Genomic DNA, 22,257 nt, shown 5'->3' with positions numbered 1-22,257 from the left:
CATCATGGACCGCATCGATTTCGATCCGGCCGCCGCGCCGGAGGACAGCATGCGCCAGGACGCTCCCATCCGGGGGAGGAAGTCCTCTTCCGGCCGCGGCAAGACCGGCGGCTCGGGCTCGAGCGCACCCGACACCCTGTTCTCGAACGCGACGGTCCGTCTCGTGGACCTGCTCGGCGAGGGCGAGATCACGGGCGTCGTCGGCGGCCTGAAGGGCATCTACTTCAACGACGTCCCGGTCCAGAACGCGGACGGCACCTTCAACTTCAAGGGCCTGAGCGCCGACTTCCGCACCGGCACGCCGGATCAGTCCTACATGCCCGGCTATCCCGAGGTGGAGACGCCGCGGGAGGTCGGGGTCAAGGTCAGCAAGGCGACGCCGGTCACCGCCGCGATCAGCGACGGCGAGGCGGACCGGGCCCGCGTCATCATCGAGCTGCCGGCCCTGTTCCTGGCCAAGAACGACGGCTCGGTCCGCCAGAACAGCGTCAGCTTCCGGATCGAGGCCCGCTACAGCGGCGGGCCATGGGTGAACCAGCTTGGCGACCTCACCATCACCGGCAAGAACACCTCGCCTTACTTCGTGTCCTACGAGGTCGCCCTGCCGCGCAATCCGGCCGGGTCGAGCCCGCCCTGGCAGGTGCGGGTCACGCGCCTGACCGACGACACCGACGGCTTCAACACCAGCCAGGACAAGTGGACGAGCCAGAGCGATCTCGTCTTCTACTCGCTCACCGCGATCCAGGACGCCAAGTTCAGCTATCCGCATTCGGCCCTGGTCGGCCTGACCGCGGACGCGAGCCAGTTCGGCTCCTCGGTGCCGGCCCGGACCTATCTGGTGGACGGCCTGCTCATCAAGGTGCCGTCGAACTACGATCCGGTCGCGCGCACCTACTCCGGCATCTGGGATGGCACCTTCAAGGAGGAGTGGTCGGACAATCCGGCCTGGGTCTTCTACGACGTGCTGTGGAACGACCGCTATGGGCTCGGCGAGTTCATCAGCGTCGAGAGCATCGACAAGTGGACCCTGTACGAGATCGGCCGCTACTGCGACGTGCTGGTCTCGGACGGCAAGGGCGGCCAGGAGCCGCGCTTCCGCTTCAACGCCCAGATCAGCACTCAGCAGGACGCCTTCGACCTGCTCCAGCAGATCAGCGCGATCTGGCGCGGCATGGCCTACTGGTCCTCGGGCGCGGTCACGGCCACCCAGGACCGGCCCGACGACGTCCGCCAGCTGGTCACGCCAGCCAACGTCATCGAGGGGCTGATCACCTACAGCTCCTCGGGGCGCAAGGCCCGCCACACGGTGGCGCTGGTCAGCTGGACCGACCCGGACAATCTGTTCAAGCCGCAGATCGAGGTCGTTGAGCACGGCGAGGGCATTGCCCGCTACGGCTACAACCCGACCAAGATCGACCTGCTCGGCTGCACCTCGCGTGGGCAGGCGCATCGCGAGGGCCTGTGGCGCCTCCTGGTCGAGAACTATGCGACGCAGACCGCCACCTACCGGGCGGGCCTCGACCATGCCGTGCGGCGCCCCGGCGACATCATCGCCATCGCCGACCCGCAGATCAGCAACATCGACGCCGGCGGGCGCCTCAAGGCCGGCTCGACGGCCTCGACCCTCCTCCTCGATCGGCCGGTCACCCTGAAGAGCGGGGTGCCCTACGAGATCTCCGTCACCCTGCCGGACGGCAGCGTGGCAGAGCGGCAGATCACGACGCTGGCCGGCGTCGACCTCACCGAGGTCAGCATCTCGCCCGCCCTGCCTTCCGTGCCGGACGCCGCGGCGGTGTGGCAGATCGCCGGCGAGGTGGTGCCGCAGCTGTTCCGGATCGTCGGCATCAAGGAGGTCGAGCCGCACATCTGCGGGATCCAGGCGCTCCAGCACGAGCCCTCGATCTATGCGGCGGTGGACGATGGCGCGGCCTTCGAGCCGCTGAACATCAGCGAGTTCCCGAACGTCGTTCTCGCCCCGACGAACCTCACGGTGAGGGAAAGCACCTACTTTGAGAACAACCTGCCGCGGCAGAGCCTGCTCCTCAGCTGGACGGCTGGCCAGCCCTTCAACTCGGTCGCCTACTACGTCACGGCCATTAAGCCGAACGGCTCGCTGGTGACCCTACCGAAGCGCAGCACCACCTCGGCGGACTTTGACGACGCGGCCACGGGCGAGTGGACCTTCATCGTCCAGGCCGAGGGGTTGAACGGGCGCCTGTCGGACGCCGCCCAGATCACCTACACGGTCCAGGGCTGGGAAGGGCTTGCCGGGCCCACCGTCACCGGCCTGCAGGTCAAGGGCGGCGGCAGCGTCTTCACGGGGCGGAGCTGCACCCTGGAGTGGGGCCTGACCTGGCCGCCGGACGTGAGGCCTTACGAGGTCGGTTACGCCTTCCGGGTGTTCGACGCGGACACGAATGCGCTCCTCCACACCGAGATCATCACCGCCGCGCAGGCGACCTACGACTACGAGGAGAACCTCAACGAGGGCGGCCCGCGGCGGCGCTTCCGGGTCTCGGTGGCGGCGCGCGACGCGATCGGCCGCGAGAGCCAGCCGGCGGTGCTCGTCGTGTCCAATCCGGCGCCCGCCATGGTCGTCCCGACGCTGGACTGGACGACGGAGAGCATCGGCGTCTGGATGACCCCGCCGGCGGACTCCGATCTCGCCGGCGTGCTGGTCTGGCTGTCCAAGACGAGCAACTTCGACCCGCTCGCCACGTCCCCTGCGGCCGATGTCGCCCCGACCGGCTTCCTGCTGCTGCCGGCCGAGGCCGAGACGACCTATTACGTGCGGGTCGCCTTCTACGACAGCTTCGGCAAGAACCCGGCCGAGCTGAACATCTCGCCGCAGGTCGAGATCCGCACCACCAACAAGATCATCGACGTCCAGGCGCCCGACATCCCGACCGGGCTCAACCTGACGACGGATCTGGAAGTCTCGGCGACTGGCGTGGCGACGGCCGCGATCACCGCGACCTGGAACCCGGTCGGCAGCAGCAACCTCGGGATCTACGAATTCGAGCTGACGGAGGGCGACGGCGTCACGAACTCGTCCTGGATCCGTGACCGCGCCGACAAGGGCCAGCCGACCTTCACCTGGCGCAACCTCAAGCCGGGCGTTCTCTACACGGCCCGCGTCCGCACCGTGAACGACAGCGGGGTGGCGGTCTCGGGCTGGTCCCCGATCGCTACCATCACCGCGGCCAAGAACACCGCGAAGCCCGGCGCGATCACGAGCTTCACCGTGGACGCCGCCTACCGGACGGCAAGCCTGTCGTGGGTCAACCCGAGCGACCCGGACCTTGCCGCGATCGAGGTGTGGGTCGGGACGCGCGACGACGGGGCGGACGCCAGCCTGTTCGCGACAGTCCCAGCGCCGCTCAACTTCTTCAGCGACACCACCCTGGAGATCGTGCAGACCCGCAAATACTGGGTCCGGCCGGTCAACAGCTCGGGCACGGCCGGCGACTTCGTCGGCCCGAAGACGGCGACCACGGCGGCCCTCCCGGCGGCGGCACTGCAGAACGGTGTCATCGACCAGACCAAGCTCGCCGCCTCGGTCGTGGCGCCGACCGCGGTCACCAGCCTGCCGGATCCCGCAACCTGGACGGGCCCCGCGCTCGCTTACAACGCGACGGACGGCAAGCTCTACCGGCTCGTGGGTGGGCAGTGGACGACCGCGGTGCAGGCGGTCGACATCACGGGCGCCCTCACCAGCGCCCAGATCCAGTCCATTGAGGCAGCGAAGGTCGCCGGCCAGCTCACCGCCTCGCAGATCGCCAGCATCAATGCCGCCCAGGTTGTCGGCCAGATCGTCGCCTCGCAGATCGCCAGCATCACGGCGGCCCAGATCAGCGGGCAACTCACCTCCGACCAGATCGTCAGCCTTGCGGCCACGAAGGTCGCCGGCCAGCTCACGGCGGATCAGATCGCGAGCATCAATGCGGTCGCGATCCAAGGCCAGCTCACGGCCGCGCAGCTCGCCGACAACGCCGTCACCCAGGCCAAGCTCGCCTTGGGCCTCTCGGCGGTCGGGATCGTGTCCAGCCTGCCGGACCCGGCCGGCTACACGGGCCCGTCCGTGGTGCTCAACGGCGCGGACGGCAAGGTCTACCGGCTGGTCTCCGGGGCCTGGACCGCCGGCGTTGCTGCGGGCGACATCACCGGGCAACTGGGCGAGGCCCAGATCGCGGCCGGCGCCATCACGGATGCCAAGATCGCGGCTCTGGCCGCCTCGAAGATCACCGGCACCCTCACGGACGCCCAGATCGCCCAGGTTTCGGCCGCGAAGCTCGTCGGGCAGGTGGTTGCGAGCCAGATCGCGAGCATCGGTGCCGGCCAAATCTCTGGCCAGATCACGGCCGCCCAGATCGCGAGCCTGAACGCGGCCCAGATCGCCGGCACACTGTCGGATAGCCAGATCGCCGGCATCAGCACCGCGAAGCTCATCGGCCAGATCGCCGCGAGTCAGATCGCCGACAACGCCGTTGGCCAGTCGAAGCTCGCCTCCGGTCTGTCCGCCCTCGGCATCGTCAACGGGCTCCCGAGCCTCGCGGGCTACACCGGCCCCTCCGTGGTGCTCAACTCGGACGGCAAGATCTACCGCGCGGTGGGTGGGGCTTGGACCGCGGGGGTCGGGGCCTCCGACGTGACGGGCCAGCTCACGGACGCGCAGCTCGCGGCGATCAGCGCGACCAAGGTCAGCGGCACATTGTCGGATGACCAGCTCGCGGGCATCAGCGCGGCGAAGCTGATCGGACAGGTCGTGGCCGCGCAGGTGGCCTCGGTCAATGCCGCCGTGCTCCAGGGGCAGGTCACGGACGCGCAGATCGCCGGCATTAGCACGGCGAAGCTCGCAGGCCAGATCACTCAGACCCAGATTACGGACGGCGCCATCAGCACGCCGAAGCTGGCGACCGGCGCCGTCAACGCGGACAAGATCGAAGCTTGCTCGATCCTGGCCTCGAAGCTGGCGGTGGCGAGCCTGAACCTCGCCGCGAACGGCGGCCTCCAGCAGGGCACCTCCGGCTGGTGGGGCGCGGCCGGCGGCACGGGCATCACTCCGCTCGTGGAGGGCATCCGCACCGATTGGGCTCCGCAGGGCATGCGGGTCTTCTCGGTCCGCTACGACGATGCCAACAAGCCGACGAGCGGCATCTCCGAGATCATCTACGCCAACCCGGATGCGACGGGGGCCCAGCAGCGGATCCCGGTCACGCCGAATGCGCGCTACGAGTTCTCGGCCTACGTCTCGGCGCACCGCTGCACCGCCTATGTGTCGATCATCTGGTGGGACGCCACCGGCACCTACATCACCGAGCACGGCGGCAACAACATCGTCGCCACGCAGCTCGGCTCTGGCTCATCACTGGCGGATTGGGATCGGCTCGCCCGCTCCTGGGTGATCGCCACCGCGCCGGCCAACGCCGCCAGTGCCGATATCCGGGTCCGCTGGTACAACTTCGGCAGCAACCCCTACTGCATGGCGGGCGGGTTGTTCTTCGCCCAGGCCGTCGAGGGCCAGACCGAGCCGAGCCCGTACTCCGACGCGGGCGTGACCACGATCGAGGGCGGCAACGTCCGCACCAGCTCGATCTACGGGGACCGGCTCGTCGCCCGCACCATCACGGCGGGGCAGATCGCGGTCGGGGCCATCACGGCGACCGAGATTGCCGGTTCGACCATCACGGGCGACAAGATCGCGGGCGCGACCATCACGGGCGGGCTGATCGCCGGCCGGACGATCAGCGCCGGGCATATCGTGGCCGCGACGCTCACCACCAATGAGATCGCCGCCCGCACCATCACGGCGACCAACCTCGCCGCAGGGACCATCACCGCCTACGAGATCGCCGGCTCGGCCATCACGGGCGACCGTATCGCGGGCGGGACGATCACCGGAGGCAACATCTCCGGCGCCACGATCACGGGCTTCAACATCTCTGGCCGCACCATCGGGGCCGGGCACATCGTCACCGGCAGCCTCACCGCGAACGAGATCGCCGTCAACTCGCTGACGGGTGACCGGATTGCCGGGTCCACCATCACGGGTGACCGCATCGCCGGCAACACCATCACGGGGGCGAACATCAGCGCCGGGACGCTGACTGCGCGCGAGCTGGCGGCCGGATCGGTCACCGCCTCGAAGCTGGTCCTCACCGATCCCAGCAACATGCTGAAGAACGGGGACTTCACGAACCCGATCGACGGCTCGGCGAACTCCGAGGGCTGGTCTCTCGGCGGCGGCGACACGCTCATCGATACGTCGGTCGCGACCGACCCCGGCGGTATGCACCGCCTGCGCTCGAATGCACGCGACTGCGCCTATTCCGACCCGATCGCGGTGCGGCCGGGCGACGTCATCAACCTGTCGGCGCGCGTCTTCAACGCAAACGGCGAGCGGGCCAGCCTCATGGCCGTTCTCACCGATGCCGCCGGGGGGAACGGCCAGTGGCCGACCGCGGCCTACACCGACCTCAAGAACCAATGGGTCGATCTCTCGGGTCAGATCACCATCCCCGAAGGCATCCAGCGGATGCAGGTGCTCCTGCTGTGTGACAAGCCCTACGCCTATGGCAGCTACGTCTACTGGGGCAAGGTGCAGGCGCGGAAAGCTGCCAACGCTCAGATGATCGTGGATGGCGCGATCACGGCTGCCAAGATCGCCGCGAAGTCCATCACCGCAGGTCAGATCGCCACCGGCACCATCACGGCGACCGAGATTGCGGGCAGCACGATCACCGGCGACAAGATCGCCGGCAGCACCATCACCGGGACCAACATCGCGGGCGGCACCATCACGGGCAGCCTCATTGCTGGCGGCACCATTCAGGCGGGCAACCTCGCAGCCGGCTCCGTCACGACCAGTAAGCTGGCGGTTGCGTCGCTGAACCTCGCGCCGAATGCCGACTGCACCAACGTCGACAGCAGCGGCTTCGTGGCCGGCTGGTCGGTCGGCGGTGGCAACTCGGGCGCGGTGATCGTCAACGACGGGACGGACACCAACCACGCTCCGGCCGGGATGCGGGCCTTCCGCTGCCGTACCAACGGGGAGAACATCGCCCAGGGCACGATCGCAGAAGTCCACATCGACCGCCAGAAGACGGACGGCAATGCCGAGAGGATCTCCGTCAGGGCCGGCGAGTATTACGAGATCAGTGCCTATCTGGCGACCATCCGCTGCCAAGCCATTGTCGGCTTGATCTGGCTCGACAACAACCAGAGTTACATCGGTGAGACCTGGGGCAATTGGACGACCCTGGACTGGCAGGGTTCGTTCTACAACTCCGTGGAAGAGTGGGACCAGTACGCCCGCTCGAAGCTGATCGTCGTCGCTCCGGCCGGTGCGGTCTACGCGCAGCCGCGGGTGCGGTTCGGCAACACCTGGATCAACGGTCAGGGCTGGCACTACGTCATGGTGTCCGGCCTGATGTTCGCCAAGGCCATCGAGGGCCAGACGGAGGTGTCGCCCTATTCGCCGCCGGGCCTGACCACCATTGACGGCGGCACCATCCGCACGGGCTCGCTGCACGCCAACCGCATCATCGCGGGCTCGATCACCGCGGATCGGATCGCGGGTGGGACCATTACGGCCGGTCAGATCGCGGGCGGCACCATCACCGGAGACAAGATCGCCGGGCGCACGATCTCGGCCGGCAATCTGGTCTCGGGCACGATCACCGCCAACGAGATCGCCGGGCGGACCATCACGGCGGACCGGATCGCAGGCGGAACCATTACGGCCTACGAGATCGCGTCGCGGACCATCACGGCCTCGCAGATCGCGACTGGGACGCTCACCGCCAATGAGCTGGCGGCCGGATCGGTCACGACCAGCAAGCTTGCCGTCTCCAGCGCCAACTTCGCCTTCAACGCCGACATGGCCCAGGGCCTCGCCGGCTGGACGGCTGGCGGCCAGACCTGGGGCGGGACGCCCGACATCTTCGTGGAGACGGGCTGGGTGCCGTCGGGCTTCAAGGGCTTCGCCGGCTACGGCACGGGCTGGACTGGGGCCGGCGGACAGTGGTTCGACACCTGGCACCAGCGCATCGACACGAGCAACAACCTCCAAGCATTTCCCTGCTATCCGAACACGCCCTACGAGTTCTCGGCCTACGTCACCTGCCATCGCTGCGATGCGCAGATGCATGTCCTGTGGCTGGACAGCGCCGGCAACGCCATCCGCTACGACGGATCGAACGTCATCGGTCAGTTCGCGAAGGTCGGCGGAGCCCTGACCGACTACCCGCGGATGGCGATCCTCGCGACCTCGCCGTCCAACGCCTACGGGTTCAAGGTGCTCTACCGCGGTCAAAACATCACCGCGGCGGGCCCCCTCATCTTCGTAGTCGGGGCCATGTACGCTGCGGCGCGGGCGGGCCAGGCCGAGTGCTCGCCCTACGTGGACCCCGGGGTCACCACGATCACCGGCACCAACATCACCACCGGCTCGATCTACGGGGATCGGCTGGTGGCTCGCACCATCACGGCGGGCCAGATCGCGGTCGGCGCCATCACCGCGACCGAGATTGCCGCCAATACCATCACGGCGGACCAGATTGCGGGCTCCACCATCATCGGCTGGAATATCCAGGCGCGCACGCTCGGCGCCGGCCATATCGCGGCCGGGGCCATCACCGCTTATGAGATCGCGGCCAACACCATCACCGCGAACCAGATCGCCGGCCAGACCATCATCGGCTGGAACATCGCCGGCAACACGATCTCAGCGGACAAGCTCGTCGCGAACTCGATCACCGCCGGGCAGATCTCGGCCGGCGCCATCGGCGTGGACCAGCTCGCGGCGGGCGCGATCACGGCCGACAAGATCGGCGTCGGGCTCAACTCGACCAACCTGCTCTACAACTCTGACTTCCGGGCGGGCACGCCCGGCGTGAACAACTGGGGCGGCGGCACCGTCCCCGGCATCTACGGGACGTGGTCGAACCTGGGGGATCTGGGCAACCGCGCCCCCTACATCGGGCTCAACCAATCGGGCCCCGGCTGGCAGCCGAACGGGATGGGCTCGTTGCAGGTGAGCTGCGCCGGCACCCCGCCGGCCGGCTATGTCTGGGACACCTATGCGTCGACCCCGAAGCAGGACGGCACCTGGAGCCAGCGGTTCCCGGTGGTCGCCGGCAAGCGATACGAGGTGTCCGGCTACGTGTCGGCTCACCGCTGCAAGGCTCACCTCATCATCGTCTGGATGGATGCCAACGACGCCTATTGCGGGGAGGCCTGGACCAACACCGTCGAGAACGCGATGAGCAACGGCAACCTGAGCGCCTGGGCGCGCATGGGTTGCTTCGCCACCGCCCCGTCCAACGCCGCCACGGCCGCAATCTACCTGCGGACGACGTTCAATGGTGGTGACGGCCCTTATACCTTCTGGAGCGGCCTCTACTTCGGGCAGGCCAAGCCCAATCAGGCCGAATATTCGGACTGGGCGCCGGGCTCCTCGACCGTGATCTGGGGCGACACCATCGCCACCGGCACCATGAACGCCAACAAGATCACCGCCGGCACCATCACGGCCGACAGGATCGCTGCGAACGCCATCACCGGGTACCAGATCGCTGGCACGACCATCTCCGGCTGGCACATCCAGTCGAACTCGATCTACGCCGACAAGATCCAGGTCGGCGGCGGGCAATCGCTCACGAGCTGGATGGGCTCGGATACCACCAAGATCAATGGCGGCGCGATCGAAGCTAACTCGATCCGGGTCAACGCCCTGACGGTGGCCCTGCGCGGCGTCCGCACGGTCGGCATCGACTTCTCGGTTGACAAAAACACTCGCACCGTCTCGTGGACAGGAGGTCACGTCCTGTGGATCGACGACGCCGGCAACAATGTCGCGAGCTGGTGCCCAGGCGGCAGCGGTAACGCAGGCGCCACCCTCTGCTACATCTGGTGGGACAAGCGGCGGCCGAACCAGCTCAACTTCGCCGCCAACAACTGGCCTGACATCTTCGCCGATAAGAACACCGTCCTTATGTGTTCTTACGACGGCTATGCTGGGCTGAACCCGACATACGGCGGGACGATCATCGACGGCAGCCGGATCAACACCGGCACCATCACCGCCAACCAGATCGCCGCCAACGCGATCCAGGCCAGCCACATCGCGGCCGGACAGATCACCGCAGAGAAGATCGGCGCCGGGCAGGTCACCGCGGACAAGATCGGGGCCGGCATGATAACGGCCGGCGTCATCCAGATCGGCGGCAACAATTTCGTGCTGGAGGCACCGAACAACACGGGCCTTGGTCGCATGTACTGCCGCGACAGCAACGGCACGTTGCGTGTGGCGGTTGGCTACATCAACGATCTCTCCGGTGGCGGCTGGGGTCTCGCGATGTGGGATGACGCCAGCAACCTCATCCTCAACGGGACCGGCGTCAACGGTGGCGGCCTCTGGGTCAACTCGGTCAGCGCCAACAAGCTCTCGGTGACGCAACTCTCGGCCATCACCGCCAATGTCGGCACCATGACCGCCGGCCTGCTTCAGAGCGGCGACGGTCAGATGCAGGTCGACCTTAACAACAAGCGGATCATCATCTGGGGCTGACCGTGACGTGGCGCGTACTCATCGGACAGCACCCCTCGGGACACCAGGGGCTGTTCGTCTCGAAACCCGGCTATGACCTGTTCGGCTGCGACCCGACCAACAACTCGCAGTGGATGTTCTCCTCCGCTGCGGGCCGGATGGCGAACATCCTCCAGGCGGGGACGAGCAATCTCGATCAGGTCGTCAATATCCCCGACATCGGCTACTATCCGTGGTACTACTTCGACCGCTACGACCCCTCCGCTGGGCAGCTCTCCCAAGAGGAGAACATTTATGGAGGCAACTACGGCTTCCCGCGGTTCCAGTTCCAGTACCTGAACCGAGCCCAATTCAAGATCGCGAAGCTGCGGCCGGACTTGGACCCCAACGCCGTGCCGGGTTATTTCCGGTATGTGATCCTCACCTTGCCGATCAAGGGATAGATCATGCCCTGGCGAACTCATATCGGGCCCGGGGCCTTCCGGGTGATGCGCCCTGGCTTCGATGTGTTCAACCCGTCCTGGGATGGCATCCTGATGGACCTCGGGGTCAGGACGGGTCAGATCCTGGAGCACGGCATCGTCACCCTCGGGGCTCATCCAACCTCGTCAGGGGCGAAGCAGGCCACGGTCGGCATTGGGCCCTACAGCGTCACTCCGGACGTGATCCCGATCGCGGTGCGCCCGAACGGCACGGTCCAGTGGCCGCCGATGGCTCTCCAGCCGAGCGGAAACGCCTTCAACGCGACGGTCCCGCGTCACACCATGAAGCTCCAGATCTCCACGAACCAGTTCGTGATCTCGTGTTTCAGCGTCGGTGGCATCTACACCGAACTGCCGGACAAGATCATGTACCTCGTCTATCGCCGCCAGACCTTCTCGTGAGACCCATGGCCTTCAACGCTCAGTTCAACGTCAATGGCGATCCGCTGAAGATCTGGAACCACGCCGGCGGCGCGCCGGGCGATCCGCTCGACCCGGCCCTGATCTTCTCGGCCCAGTATCCGCCAGCCGTGGCCGAGGAGTTCATCTTAGGCTCGCCTGCAGATATGACGCAGCAGTGGCGTCCCAGGGTCGAGACCGCGCGCAAATACTATACATTCCCGTGGATCTGCGGGACCTACATCAACAACGACGGGACCATCATCCCGATGGGGGCGCTCGTCATCACCAACACGCAAGGCGTCGCCCAGGCCTACTGGGTCTGCCAATACACCCTGACCCCGCTCGGCGACGGGCGCTTTGCCATCGACTGGTCTGTCCAGGGCGGCGGCACCTCCGGCACAGGGATGATCACGGCCGGCACCCTCAAGTTCTGGGTGCTGGGCAGAGGAGACTGAGGTGTTCTTCATCTACAACGACGCGGGCCGCATCACCCAGATGGTGGGCCAGAGCCAACCCGGCTACGCCGACCTGCTGCGCGAGGCCGGCACGAACTTCGTGGAGGTCGGCCAGGACATGACCGACACCTACGTGGACCTGAGCAGCGGTACACCGGCCCTGAAGCGGCGCCCCGAGCTGCCGGGCGAGTTCGACACGACCACCCTCAAGCCGTTCGAGCAGGCGACGCTGCCCGGCGTGCCGGCCTGCAGCATCGTGGTCGAGGAGGGCCCGCTCGGGCCCGGCCAGACCCCGCACCCGGGCGGCGATCTCGCGATCGGCTTTGTGGTCCCGGGCAGCTATCGCCTCTCGATCGAGCCGTTCCCGTATCGGCGGCGCGTCTTCACCCTCACCGTCACGGAGCCGTCTGCCCAATGAGCCTCATCATCGGACCGAGCCTGGACCAGTTCCAGGATCTGGCCTACGCCGCCCTGATGCGCTTCTACGCCGAGATCGGCCAGAAAGAGCGCTCGGCCGTGCAGCGCGCCATGGACACCAACAAGGCGGCCCAGGCCCGCGCCTTCCTCTCCTCGGGCGTGCGCTCGACCATGCTGGAGGAGGAGGCCCGGATCCGCGGCCTCACGGTTGCGCAGCTGGCCCAGCAGGTCGACGCCGCGGCCACCCAGGCCGAGCAGATCGAGCTGGCGCGTGTCGCGTGCTCGCAGGAGGTCTACGCCGCCACCGACCATCAGGGCGTCCTGGCGGCGCTGAAGAGGCGCGGCATTCCGCTCGCCTAAGCCCGGCGCCGCCGGCACAACCCCCAGGAGACTGCTGATGGACAAGACCGTGCCCGCCGGCGCGGCGTTTCTGCTCGACTTCATCGCGAGCAAGGAGGCGCCGCGGGGCTACAACACCGTGTTCGACAACAAGATGTCGATGATGCCGAATCCCCTCACCACCATGACGGTGGCCGAGGTGGTCGCGCAGGGCCCCTGGCGCACCAAGACCTTCGGGTCGAGCGCGTGCGGGCGCTACCAGTTCATGACCGCAACCCTGCAGGGGCTGATCAAGGAGCTCGGGCTGCGCAGCACTCAGGTTTTCGATCCGGACCTTCAGGACCGGCTCGGCTACCACCTGCTGCGGCGCCGAAAGTACGACCAGTTCATGGCCGGCACCGTCTCGGCGACCGCCTTCGGCAACCAACTTGCCATGGAGTGGGCTTCCTTCCCGGTGCTCTCGGACATCAAGGGCGCCCACAAGGCGGTGAGGCGCGGGCAGACCTACTACCTGGGCGATGGCATCAACAAGGTGCTCGCCACGGCCGCCGAGGTCGAGAAGGCGATCGCCAAGGCGAAGAGCCTCGGCAACGCGGCGCCGGCGCCCGCGCTGGTCGTGGTGCGGGTCGCGGAGCCTGTTGTGGTGGTCCCGGCGACCCCCGCGACCCCGGTGCCCCCGGCCGTACTGGCGACGACGGGCTTCGTGGCGCGGCTCGGCGGCTGGATCGATCGCGTCTTCGGGGCCGCCTGATGAAACGCGGCATCCTCCGCACCGTGGAGGGCGGCCGGCTTCTGTTCTGGTGCCCGGGGTGCGCGGGCGCCCACAGCATCCGCATCGGTGAGGGGGAAGGTCCGCGCTGGCAGTTCAACGGCAACTACGACCGTCCGACCTTCACCCCCTCGGTCTTCGTCAACCCGCCCGGCCCGTACTTCAACCCGGGCTCCCCCGTCTGCCACTCCTTCGTGAGGGACGGCCAGATCCAATTTCTCGGCGACAGCACCCATCACCTCGCCGGGCAAACCGTTCCGCTGCCTGACTTCGACGCAGCCTGAGACCCTCGCCCTACGGGTTTAGACAGGGCACCACCCCAGCAACATCCAAGGACTATCCCATGATCCGCAAGCTCTCGCTCGCGGCGCTGGCGCTGTGCGCGCTCGCCGCTCCCGCTCTGGCCGGCGCGACGCCGCCCGAGCTCTGCGCCGACTGTCCACTGAAGGGCGGCTCTGGGGCTGGAGGCCTCGCGTTCGGCCTCATGCTCCTCGGTGGCGTCTCGCTCGCCCTGCCGGCCGCTGTCGCACTCCTGCGCCGCCTGCCCCTGGCCGGTGTCGCCCTGGCAGGCCTTCTCACACTCCTCGGGCCAGCCCTCTCCGCCGAGGTGACGGCGGTCGCCAACACCGCGGTGGTGGTGCCCTGGGGCGACTGGATCGTCGCCATCGCCCAGACCATCACCTCAGTCCTCGTGCCGATCCTGGTGACCGTGATCACCGCTGCGATCGCCCGCATCGCCCCGTGGTTGCAGCTGTTCATCACCCAGAAGCGGATCCAGCAGATGGTCGAGGCCTGCCTGGAGTATGCCCTCAACACCGTCGAGGGCGCAGCCAGGGGCACGGCGCTCAATGTCGAGATCGGCTCGAAGGTGCTCGCCACCGCGGTCAACCGTGCGCTCAACGCTGCTCCGGCGGCGGTGGTGCGCGCCGCGGGCGGCCCGGAGGGTGTCGCCAGGACGATCTTCCGGGCCCTGCACCTGGAGGAGACCGCGAACGCCAACACCGTCCTGACGCCTGTCCTGAACGGGCTGCCGGCGGCGGCCAGGAAGTAAGCGCACATAGCCAGACAGGAGGCGGCCATGCGGATCCCCCCACGGCACTGCTGGCTGGCTTACCTCGCGCCTTGGCACCACCGAGCCATGATCCAGTACGACCCCGATCCGGTCATCAACGAGCGCATCCGCAGAGCCGTCCGCTACGGGCAAACCCGCTGGGCCGAGGTGTGGCTCTCCCTCATCATGGTGACGCTCGGGGGGGTGCTGCTCCTGCCCGAGCCCACCTTCGTCGGCCCGGAATGGCGCGTGATCGCGTCCTGCGTGACCGAGCGCACGGCCGGGACGATCTCCGTTGCGGTGGGCGGGGCGCGCATCCTCGCCCTCTGGATCAACGGCCGGCGCGGTCGCGAGACCTCCCTGATCCGCACCATCGGGTGCATGTCAGGCTTTGCGTTCTGGCTCGCAACCGCGGCCGGCTTCGCGGCAGCCTACCCGCCGCTCTCCACCGGCATCGCGGTCTACGGTGTCCTCGCCCTGGCCGAGCTTCATTCGTCGGGGCGGGCCGCCTCCGACATGGCGGCCGAAGACACCTTCGGCCTGCGCAAGAGGAGGCGAGCTGGTGGCCGACTTGGGCGTATCCTTTGACAGCTGGCCGGCGATCGTCGTCGGCATCACGGCCGCGCTGGCGGGCGCCCTCGTCCCGCTGAACGGCTTCATCAAGACGCTGCTCGATTACCGGCTGGAGGCGAAGAAGGCCGAAGCGCTCCAGGCCGAAACCGCGCGGGACGTCGCATCCGCGTCCGGCCCCGCGGTCCTCGACTCGATCGCGATCGCCGACCTGACGGACGCGGTGAAGGAGCTGGCCCTGGCCATCCGCGAGGACACCGCGTCGGACACGGCCCGGCACAATGACCAGCTGATCAGTGTCTTGGAGCGCCTCACCGACCGCCTCGAAGATTTGGAGGAAGGCGGCCGCGGGCCTCACCAGGGCCAGCCTCGCGGCTCCCGCCGCGACCAGCATCCCCGCTGACCGGCCAAGCCCGCCCGGCACCCGCCGCGGCAGGCAACTCTTTTGGCGGAACGCGTCAAGTGGTCCGATCACGCTCCTCTGCGAACGCTGTGCCCGCAGCGGGTTCGCGTCATAAGCGGTCATTAGCTCCTTTCAAGAGAACGAGCAGAGTAGACCCATTCATATTTTCAAACTAGGCAAGATGAAGAACGCCAACGCTCATGCACTAGTCGAGCATGTGGTGTCCGCACCTGTGAGCCTCACCCTTATCAAGAATGCCGATCGCAGGCTTTCGCGCAAGGAAGATCTGCCTCAAATAGAAGCGGCGATCGAGCGGACAGGCGGGATAGCTGTTTGCTTTTTGGCTTGGGCCACCTCTCGAAGGAGGGGCGGCCTTGCAACCATTGATTACAGAAAAATCGTTAGCAAGCCTAGCATTCTACTGATTTACATGTTTTAGTACTTTGAATCAGAGTGCCGCCCAAATTGTTGCATGCGTTTATGTTCTCCTGGTCCCCCAAACATGCCTGCTTCGCAGCGTCGCACCCCGGATGGTCTTTTGCTTTTGTGCATTCGGTTGTCGCACTGTAGGTAGCCTTGACGTTTCCCTTTTTTTTGCAGACGCACATTCCCGTATATATCTTATTTTTTGCCAGTACAGGATGGCTCATTGACACAGAGATCAGCAAGCTGGCAAGGAAAATTTGAGACAACTTTTTTAATGACCACATGATTTTCCTCCCATTTTCGTAATGTGGCTCGCACTCCCGAGCGATCTTTCGATGGAAAGCGACGTCACGTCTTCCCGTTATTCCACAAGCGCAAGCCGCACCAGCTGCTGGTTGGTCAACCCCTTTAAGTCGTCCATGGGGATGCCGGTGCGTGTATTGTTATGCGCAATTATAGCGTTGCGTTGCTCATCGTCGCTCATTGTTTTGAGTTTATCTCTATTATAACGCATGGCCTGCGCCAAAAAAACCACGATAGCGCCTTTGCCAATTAATTCATCGTTATTAAACCGCTGAGGATTGTCTTCTGGGGCTCGTTTAGTATGTCCAGCCAATTCTACAATTAGAGTATTGCGACAGTCCTCGTCCGACATAGTTTTCAAGCTGGCTTCGTTCCTCCACTTTCCTGCTGCCAACACACCGCGAAGCGTCATTTCAATAGAAAGCGACATCACGTCCTCCGGTCATTCCTCAAGGGCAAGCCGCACCAGCTGCTGGTTGGCCAACCTCTGTATGTCGCCGATGGGGCTGCTGGTACGTGCATTGTTGTGCGCAGTTCTAGAATGATCCGAAATATACGTCACCCGCGCGATTGGCGGCTTCATCGAACCGCGCCAGGGCGCGCGATTGTTTTTTTACCTTTATTCCCGCTTGTCCAGCACTCTACAAAAGCGTACCCGGGCCTTAGAGGTTTGTGCATTCTGCTGGAGCCTGCCCCTCAGATGCAGGATGCCAGCTCTTGCCGTGGTATGTCTTCTTGCATTCTTTGGCGCTGGCTCTATGGCTTAGAACGTGGCCTGAGCACTCTTGCCTAGAGCAGCATTCCTGCTCGTTGATGAAAGGACTACAAGGACGTGCGCGTGCGTGAGCTGCATTCGCATTGAGTGATGCGCCTGCGACGGCAATCCCAGCTACGATCACAATCCGGCAAGCGAGACAGGAAGGCGTCTTCGGAGCGGCGGACTTATTGCCGATCCGCCTTACCGCGGTCGGACAAAAGATCCTTTGCATGGCTTCCTCCTCGCTTTGCGCCTCCCAGCGTTCCCCGCTAAGGCCGGATCGGCTTGTACTAGGTCTCGTCGAATCAGTTTGTCATCGTGCCCGGCCTCAAGCCCGGCCGGCGTGACGCGTCTCTTCTCATAGCTCGGATAGTCATCTGCGTGGTCTTACCTCGGTCGATCTCATCGAAGCTGAAAAGGCAGGAGCTGTCTTTTGTGGCTGAATTGGCTAATTGACGCGCCGTCCGGTTCGAATTTGCCCAAACGGGCGCTCAATTCTGCTCTGCTTTCATAACCAAGTCACATTGATGTCGGCGGGCCCTGTGTTATACAATTCATAGTCTATACCCGCTGGCGGAGCGGACCATTTTAGAGTTTTCTTTGCAGCTCCTTCAAGCACGGCGTGCTTAATTACCTCTTTTGAACCATCATCCCTGACATTCACTCTCGCTTTATTCCCTGAACCAGTGAGCGAGAGCCTGGCGCCCGTTACGCCGTTGGGGATCGCAAGTTCTGTTTTCGTATCAAGAACCGGCATTGGCGCTCTTCCTTATGGTCCTGGATTGCCACGATTTATCGGCTTAGCGGCGGCGCTCGCACGGGCTCGAATAAGAATTGAACCCGGAGTTACTGTCACGGTGTCAACGGAGGCTTCTTCGCGAGCCCAAAATACTCTTTGCGCAGCGCTGTGGGGAGATACGGAGCCTCCCCATTCCAGTCAGACGACAGCTGGTCGCTGCTCCATGACCATGTGACACTTGACCGTTGCAGTTCTTGGACTAGCTTCTCCAGCTTGTTAGTCAGATTTTCGTCCGCCTTAACGTTGGTGCTAAAAGATTGACCCTTCCAATCGATGTTTTTGGCCGCCGCCAGCGGAATTGGATATAACCTGATGTTATAGACCGTGCTCTCGAGGTAATTGCCCTTCTCGACAAAGTTGATGGGCCACGTGTCTGTGGCAACCGCGAGGGAAATTATCCCCCGGTGTGTGTCGGTTCCGAACTCTCTGTGTCCGCTCCTCATACAGAAGGTATTTCTTCCAGCTAAGTCGGGTCCGTCGCATTTTATTGTTAGGAAGCGGTCCCAATAAACCAGGCTGCCGCCACCGATGAAACCGCCCTCACCGAACGCAATGATTTTGCCGGATTGCGGGAGAATAAGGGGAAGCACCTTGTAGAATTGCGCAAATGCCGAGAAGTTCGAGCCGTCGAATGTGCATTGAGCATCGTCGTAGTAAGTGATTTCGGAGACCGGAATCCATTGCACAGCGGAACCACTGCCGCCGAGATTAAACTGCTGATGAGTCTGCAACGATCGACCGCCCTTTATATAGCCCAAGCCCAGCTCGGCGCTGCGCAGACAAGGAGTCTGATCCCAGATCTCGTAAATCTTCTTCGCATCGTTCCCAAGACATTCGTCGTGGGCGGTGACTGCAGCGCTCTTATATTCGGCGGGCCCTGTAGGCTTTGCGCCTGACAAACTTGCGTAAGCGGAGGCAAAACTGTCGGCGATCTGGAGGCATACTTTCCCGCCGTCGTCTTGGAATGCAGGTTCCTGCGGGATCACCATTTTAATGCTTGCGGCGTAACGGTATAGCCTATTTAGGGTAAGGAAATCCTGTCCCATCATCCGAAACTTGACCATTATCTCGGCCTCGGTCGTATCGTCGATGGAGTGACGATATCCCGTGGCGAGCCAGGGAAATATGTCGGCCCAGTTGCACACCCAGACGCCGATCGGCACGAAGTCCTCGTTTCCGTCATTGCCGCTGCTTTCATGAGCTCCGGAACCGCCCGTTCCGGTCGGCGGATTCGTCGTGGTTGACTGGCCCATCGTCCCCTCCTCTCCGGATTACGTACGCAGCAGGCTCCGTGTAGACAGACGATTTGAGGCGACATCCTGCTTGAACTTCGTTATCGGGCCGGTGTCCGGCTTTGAGGTCGTTGCCCGCTTAAGGAAATCATTGATGCTCTTCTCGAAATTCTGACCAGGATGCGACTTCTCAAAAAGCGCCTTCATCTTGTCATACGTTGCGAGCTTGGCGGCCATCTCGGCCTTGTCCTTCGTTAGCTGCTTTGTGTCCTTTTCTACCTTCGGTGGCTTCACAAAGTCGGGCGCTTTTGGAAGGCTCTTCGTGATCTTGACGGGTGGAGCGCCGAGCGGGGCGAATTTTGCGACGTCCTCGAAGGCCTTGTCATTCAACTTGCCCACCCAACTTGTTACCTGCTCGGCGACACAAGCGCCGATGTAACCGCCCTCGCACTTAACCTTGACCTTTCTCACGTCCTGCGAGCCGCTGGCGTCATAGGTGGCTTCAACAGTGACGCTCGATAAAGTGTTGGCATAGGAAAACTTGGAGGCTCCGCCATATTTCCAGGCGCTGGCCTCAGCTTCGTCGACCACAGTCATGTTGGCTTGGCCAATTCCGCCCCATAGCACGCCGACCACCATGCCTTCGCCAAAATTCTTCCGAAAGTCCGAGGCTGCGTCCGCCCATTCCCTGTGCAATTTTTGAGCGTCTGCAACCAACCTCGCCAAGGATTTAAGTTTTACATGCTTCGGAGCAGTTGGGGGATAATTTTTATCTCGGAACAAGTCAAAAACTTGAGGTATGGACCATTCAGTGGCCTCCACATAAGGATGCTCCAATATTTTATCAAGCTTCCCCATATAATCATTGTACCGGTCCAATACCTGTCCGGCTAGATTTTTTGGCGCCGCCGACAGTGACCCCAGCATCTCAAGGGGAGTAAGTTCGTTGAAGTTGATAAACTCATATCCGCCGTAGTGAATAATCTCATACACGACGCCCAGTTGCTTCTTGATTCCTGCCGATGAATATCCAAAATAGGCGGTAACAGCCGATGTGAGTTTCTCAACACCTTCTACACCATAGGATCCGGCCATGCCGATTGAGGCTTGGTGCATATCGGTCGTGTAAACGAGATCGCTCTCGCCTCGCATCGTCATGTCGGCCTTTTGCTGCGCGACTTTCGTGGTGATGTGCCGCTCGTCACTCAAAACAGAAATATAGAAGTTGCCCAGCGCATCCACTGTAGAGCCGATCTTCACTCCGTAAAAAGGGTTATTGACGTCCATGGGCTTTCCTTTCATGGCGTGAGCGGCGCGGGTTAGGCGGCGCAGATCCTGAATCTATCGTCGGGCGCTGCGATGGAGCCGCGCTCCAGCGTTCACCACCACCAGAGAAGGGGCACAGCCCTGACGGTGCGGGAGCGCCCAAGCTTGCTCTTCTTGGGTTTAGCCATTGCCTCAGCAATCTCGGCGATGCCGGCCGCCAGCAGGAGCACGCCATACCAGAGCGTGCTGGCGATCGTGAACGCCACCGTCGTGGACAGGCCCGCGATGCCGAGGGCAAGCAGGAGGACACCGGGGGCAATAAACCACCACCCTCGACCGGGCGAGATGCCAGCCTCCCTCACGCGCGCCGTGCTGCTCATGTGGCTCCCCAACATGTGCGAGTCGCTTCAGGGGATCGGGGGAGGCAGTCTACGTCAGCGGCGATCCCGTGCTTGATCAAACCGGACAATCACGCTCAGCTGATTATGAATTGGCAGGAGGTTTGGCTCAGCGAGGGAAAATACGGGTCCATGGCCGCCAGGAGAACGTATCCAAACGGAATCAGGGTGCACTGGCGGACCGTCCTGCCCACGCTGAGCATTCATTGGACGCCAGCTGAGGGCGAAAACTTACTTTGGCCCAGCCACGGCCGGAGCACGTTCGACGATGATCGGACGGTCCTCCTTCAATGAGCGACCGAGAGCGTTGGCGCAGGCCGGGATCCCGTCTCCGGCCCGAGGGTCGCACGTCGCTGGTCAAGAGCGTGCCGCGCATGCGCCAGGGCCGAAGGCCGACATCCGGTCGGTGTCACCGCCCCCGGGCGACCGGCCCAGCACGGCCGAGACGAGCCGGTGTAACTCGCCCTCCAGCGCGGCGAGCCCTGCCCCGTCGGCGCGCGGCGCCGCGTCGGCAATCTCGACCAGCCGCTTGATCGGCCGCCAATCCGCCTCCGACCGACGCCGGGTTAGCGGGCCGACGCGGCCGCGAAGAACGACCCGGCAAGACTGACCACGAGGCCGCCGACATAGAAATATTGCTGGAACTGGTCGAAGAAGCTCTGGTCCCCGTTGCTAAGGTAGGCTGCGACGCCCGGGTGGACGGGCAGGATTGGGCTCTTGTCGTCGGGATCGGGCGCCTCGATCTGGTTGGCAAGCGGCGTGATGGCCACGAGCTTGGCCTTCGTGGTCAGGATCGAGCGGGCGATGGCCGCGGCCACGACATTGGGCATCAGCTCCGACGCGGCGAACCGGTAAGTGACGGCCAGCATCGTGACGGTGTCGCTCGGCGTGACGGGCGGCGCCCGGAATGCCCCGGCGGGCACGTCGATCGACTCGAAGCCGGGGAAGCGCTTGCCGATGGTCTCCGCCTCGTCGAGCCCGAGGATACCCGGGGTCCCCTTCGTCGCGGTGTTTATGCCGGCCTCGCCAGCAGGATCGCGGTTCGCACCGCATTGCGCCGCGCCGCCTCGCCCATCGCTGGGTCGGTCGCGATCCGATTTGCCCACTCGTGCCTCGCGACAGCCGCAGCGAGGTCCAATGCAATCCCTTTCGCGATCAGCCGTATGCCAGGCGTTGGGTCGTTCAAGTAGTCAGCAATGGCCGCGTCGAGCTCCTCGTCGGTGATCTGCGTGAGAATGTACAGCTCGCCGATGGCGGGGTGTCGGGCATGCGGGCGATGTCGGGCCGCGCGCTTGCCTGGGGAGGGCAGCGGGGGCCGGGCACCCGTGTCCTACGCCCGGCTCGCTGGCGAGGCTGTGGGGGTGGATCTCGGGTGTGTGGAGCAGGCCGAGCAGAACCACGAGCGTAAGGAAGCATGTCCCGGCCGGGGGATCCTATGCCGAAGGGCCAGCCGGTCGCGATGAGCGCAATCCTCATGCGCCTGACCCAGAAACACATCAGCAACATGAAACAGCAACGCTTACGGTGTTCCGCGCTCACATGCCACCGGCGTGGAACTGCGGGTCGGCCCTGAGGCGATCCGAGGCCCTCAGGGCCGGCTCGCTCATTGTCGCAGATTGGGCTTGATCCGTCGGATCGC

17 protein-coding genes are annotated in these 22,257 nt (G+C 64.5%); 11 read left to right on the top strand and 6 right to left on the bottom strand.

The genetic code is table 11. The features are described 5' to 3' along the window. Positions 1–4 precede the first annotated feature (4 nt). Genes gpJ through MNOD_RS16590 form a run of 11 tightly spaced genes read left to right on the top strand, consistent with a single transcriptional unit; the run spans position 5 to position 15,437 of the window. Entirely contained in the window at positions 5–10,570 is a 10,566-nt protein-coding gene (gene gpJ / locus MNOD_RS48080; RefSeq protein WP_015930097.1) for a TipJ family phage tail tip protein, read from the top strand. A 2-nt stretch (positions 10,571–10,572) separates the two neighbouring features. Next, positions 10,573–10,992 (top strand): hypothetical protein, encoded by a 420-nt coding sequence (locus MNOD_RS16635; RefSeq protein WP_015930096.1) that lies wholly within the window; start codon positions 10,573–10,575, stop codon positions 10,990–10,992. A gap of 3 nt (positions 10,993–10,995) precedes the next feature. Continuing rightward, the gene (locus tag MNOD_RS16630; protein ID WP_015930095.1) at positions 10,996–11,433 is read left to right on the top strand and encodes a hypothetical protein; all 438 of its coding nucleotides are present in this window, start codon (positions 10,996–10,998) and stop codon (positions 11,431–11,433) included. Positions 11,434–11,438: 5 nt separating this feature from the next. Continuing rightward, complete coding sequence (locus MNOD_RS16625) at positions 11,439–11,888, top strand: hypothetical protein (protein WP_015930094.1); 450 nt, start codon at positions 11,439–11,441, stop codon at positions 11,886–11,888. A 1-nt stretch (position 11,889) separates the two neighbouring features. Then, entirely contained in the window at positions 11,890–12,306 is a 417-nt protein-coding gene (locus tag MNOD_RS16620; protein ID WP_015930093.1) for a hypothetical protein, read from the top strand. Further along, positions 12,303–12,665 carry a hypothetical protein gene (locus tag MNOD_RS16615; RefSeq protein WP_015930092.1) on the top strand — a complete coding sequence of 121 codons (363 nt, stop codon included), beginning with the start codon at positions 12,303–12,305 and terminating at the stop codon, positions 12,663–12,665. Before MNOD_RS16620 ends, MNOD_RS16615 begins: the two co-directional genes overlap by 4 nt. A 37-nt stretch (positions 12,666–12,702) precedes the next feature. Next, positions 12,703–13,395, top strand: a complete 693-nt coding sequence (locus MNOD_RS49140; RefSeq protein ID WP_015930091.1) for a lysozyme family protein — start codon at positions 12,703–12,705, stop codon at positions 13,393–13,395. Beyond that, positions 13,395–13,697, top strand: a complete 303-nt coding sequence (locus tag MNOD_RS16605) for a ubiquitination-like system serine protease family protein (protein ID WP_015930090.1) — start codon at positions 13,395–13,397, stop codon at positions 13,695–13,697. Before MNOD_RS49140 ends, MNOD_RS16605 begins: the two co-directional genes overlap by 1 nt. Before the next feature lie 59 nt (positions 13,698–13,756). After that, positions 13,757–14,464 carry a hypothetical protein gene (locus MNOD_RS16600; RefSeq protein WP_015930089.1) on the top strand — a complete coding sequence of 236 codons (708 nt, stop codon included), beginning with the start codon at positions 13,757–13,759 and terminating at the stop codon, positions 14,462–14,464. Between the two features lie 27 nt (positions 14,465–14,491). Next, entirely contained in the window at positions 14,492–15,052 is a 561-nt protein-coding gene (locus MNOD_RS48075; protein ID WP_015930088.1) for a hypothetical protein, read from the top strand. Further along, positions 15,027–15,437 carry a hypothetical protein gene (locus MNOD_RS16590; protein ID WP_015930087.1) on the top strand — a complete coding sequence of 137 codons (411 nt, stop codon included), beginning with the start codon at positions 15,027–15,029 and terminating at the stop codon, positions 15,435–15,437. Before MNOD_RS48075 ends, MNOD_RS16590 begins: the two co-directional genes overlap by 26 nt. 787 nt (positions 15,438–16,224) lie before the next feature. Here MNOD_RS16590 and MNOD_RS46705 read toward each other — a convergent pair. The 6 genes from MNOD_RS46705 to MNOD_RS49135 all read right to left on the bottom strand — a co-directional run bounded on the left by MNOD_RS46705 (position 16,225) and on the right by MNOD_RS49135 (position 21,724). Next, entirely contained in the window at positions 16,225–16,596 is a 372-nt protein-coding gene (locus MNOD_RS46705; RefSeq protein WP_015930085.1) for a hypothetical protein, read from the bottom strand. An 835-nt stretch (positions 16,597–17,431) separates the two neighbouring features. Beyond that, on the bottom strand, positions 17,432–17,680 hold the full coding sequence (locus tag MNOD_RS46700) for a hypothetical protein (protein WP_157091484.1): 249 nt from the start codon (positions 17,678–17,680) through the stop codon (positions 17,432–17,434). A 95-nt stretch (positions 17,681–17,775) separates the two neighbouring features. Beyond that, a complete protein-coding gene (locus MNOD_RS16585; protein ID WP_015930084.1) occupies positions 17,776–18,975 on the bottom strand; it encodes a hypothetical protein in 1,200 nt (399 codons plus the stop codon). An 18-nt stretch (positions 18,976–18,993) separates the two neighbouring features. Next, positions 18,994–20,241, bottom strand: coding sequence for a hypothetical protein (locus tag MNOD_RS16580; protein WP_015930083.1), 1,248 nt, complete (start codon positions 20,239–20,241; stop codon positions 18,994–18,996). Between the two features lie 92 nt (positions 20,242–20,333). Next, a complete protein-coding gene (locus MNOD_RS16575; RefSeq protein ID WP_015930082.1) occupies positions 20,334–20,600 on the bottom strand; it encodes a DUF308 domain-containing protein in 267 nt (88 codons plus the stop codon). A gap of 584 nt (positions 20,601–21,184) precedes the next feature. Further along, entirely contained in the window at positions 21,185–21,724 is a 540-nt protein-coding gene (locus MNOD_RS49135) for a TAXI family TRAP transporter solute-binding subunit (protein ID WP_015930081.1), read from the bottom strand. Positions 21,725–22,257: the final 533 nt, after the last annotated feature.

It is taken from the genome of Methylobacterium nodulans ORS 2060 (genome assembly GCF_000022085.1).
In the GTDB taxonomy this organism is placed as follows: Bacteria; Pseudomonadota; Alphaproteobacteria; order Rhizobiales; family Beijerinckiaceae; genus Methylobacterium; species Methylobacterium nodulans.
This window is presented reverse-complemented; position numbering and strand designations above follow the sequence as displayed.

Bases quoted from the DNA above. Each gene is read 5' to 3' on its own strand.
- MNOD_RS16575 (WP_015930082.1), bottom strand. From the start codon at position 20,600: ATGAGCAGCACGGCGCGCGTGAGGGAGGCTGGCATCTCGCCCGGTCGA.
- MNOD_RS48075 (WP_015930088.1), top strand. From the start codon at position 14,492: ATGCGGATCCCCCCACGGCACTGCTGGCTGGCTTACCTCGCGCCTTGG.
- gpJ (WP_015930097.1), top strand. From the start codon at position 5: ATGGACCGCATCGATTTCGATCCGGCCGCCGCGCCGGAGGACAGCATG.
- MNOD_RS16615 (WP_015930092.1), top strand. From the start codon at position 12,303: ATGAGCCTCATCATCGGACCGAGCCTGGACCAGTTCCAGGATCTGGCC.
- MNOD_RS16580 (WP_015930083.1), bottom strand. From the start codon at position 20,241: ATGGACGTCAATAACCCTTTTTACGGAGTGAAGATCGGCTCTACAGTG.
- MNOD_RS16605 (WP_015930090.1), top strand. From the start codon at position 13,395: ATGAAACGCGGCATCCTCCGCACCGTGGAGGGCGGCCGGCTTCTGTTC.
- MNOD_RS46700 (WP_157091484.1), bottom strand. From the start codon at position 17,680: ATGCCGGTTCTTGATACGAAAACAGAACTTGCGATCCCCAACGGCGTA.
- MNOD_RS16600 (WP_015930089.1), top strand. From the start codon at position 13,757: ATGATCCGCAAGCTCTCGCTCGCGGCGCTGGCGCTGTGCGCGCTCGCC.
- MNOD_RS16625 (WP_015930094.1), top strand. From the start codon at position 11,439: ATGGCCTTCAACGCTCAGTTCAACGTCAATGGCGATCCGCTGAAGATC.
- MNOD_RS49140 (WP_015930091.1), top strand. From the start codon at position 12,703: ATGGACAAGACCGTGCCCGCCGGCGCGGCGTTTCTGCTCGACTTCATC.
- MNOD_RS16630 (WP_015930095.1), top strand. From the start codon at position 10,996: ATGCCCTGGCGAACTCATATCGGGCCCGGGGCCTTCCGGGTGATGCGC.
- MNOD_RS46705 (WP_015930085.1), bottom strand. From the start codon at position 16,596: ATGTCGCTTTCTATTGAAATGACGCTTCGCGGTGTGTTGGCAGCAGGA.
- MNOD_RS16585 (WP_015930084.1), bottom strand. From the start codon at position 18,975: ATGGGCCAGTCAACCACGACGAATCCGCCGACCGGAACGGGCGGTTCC.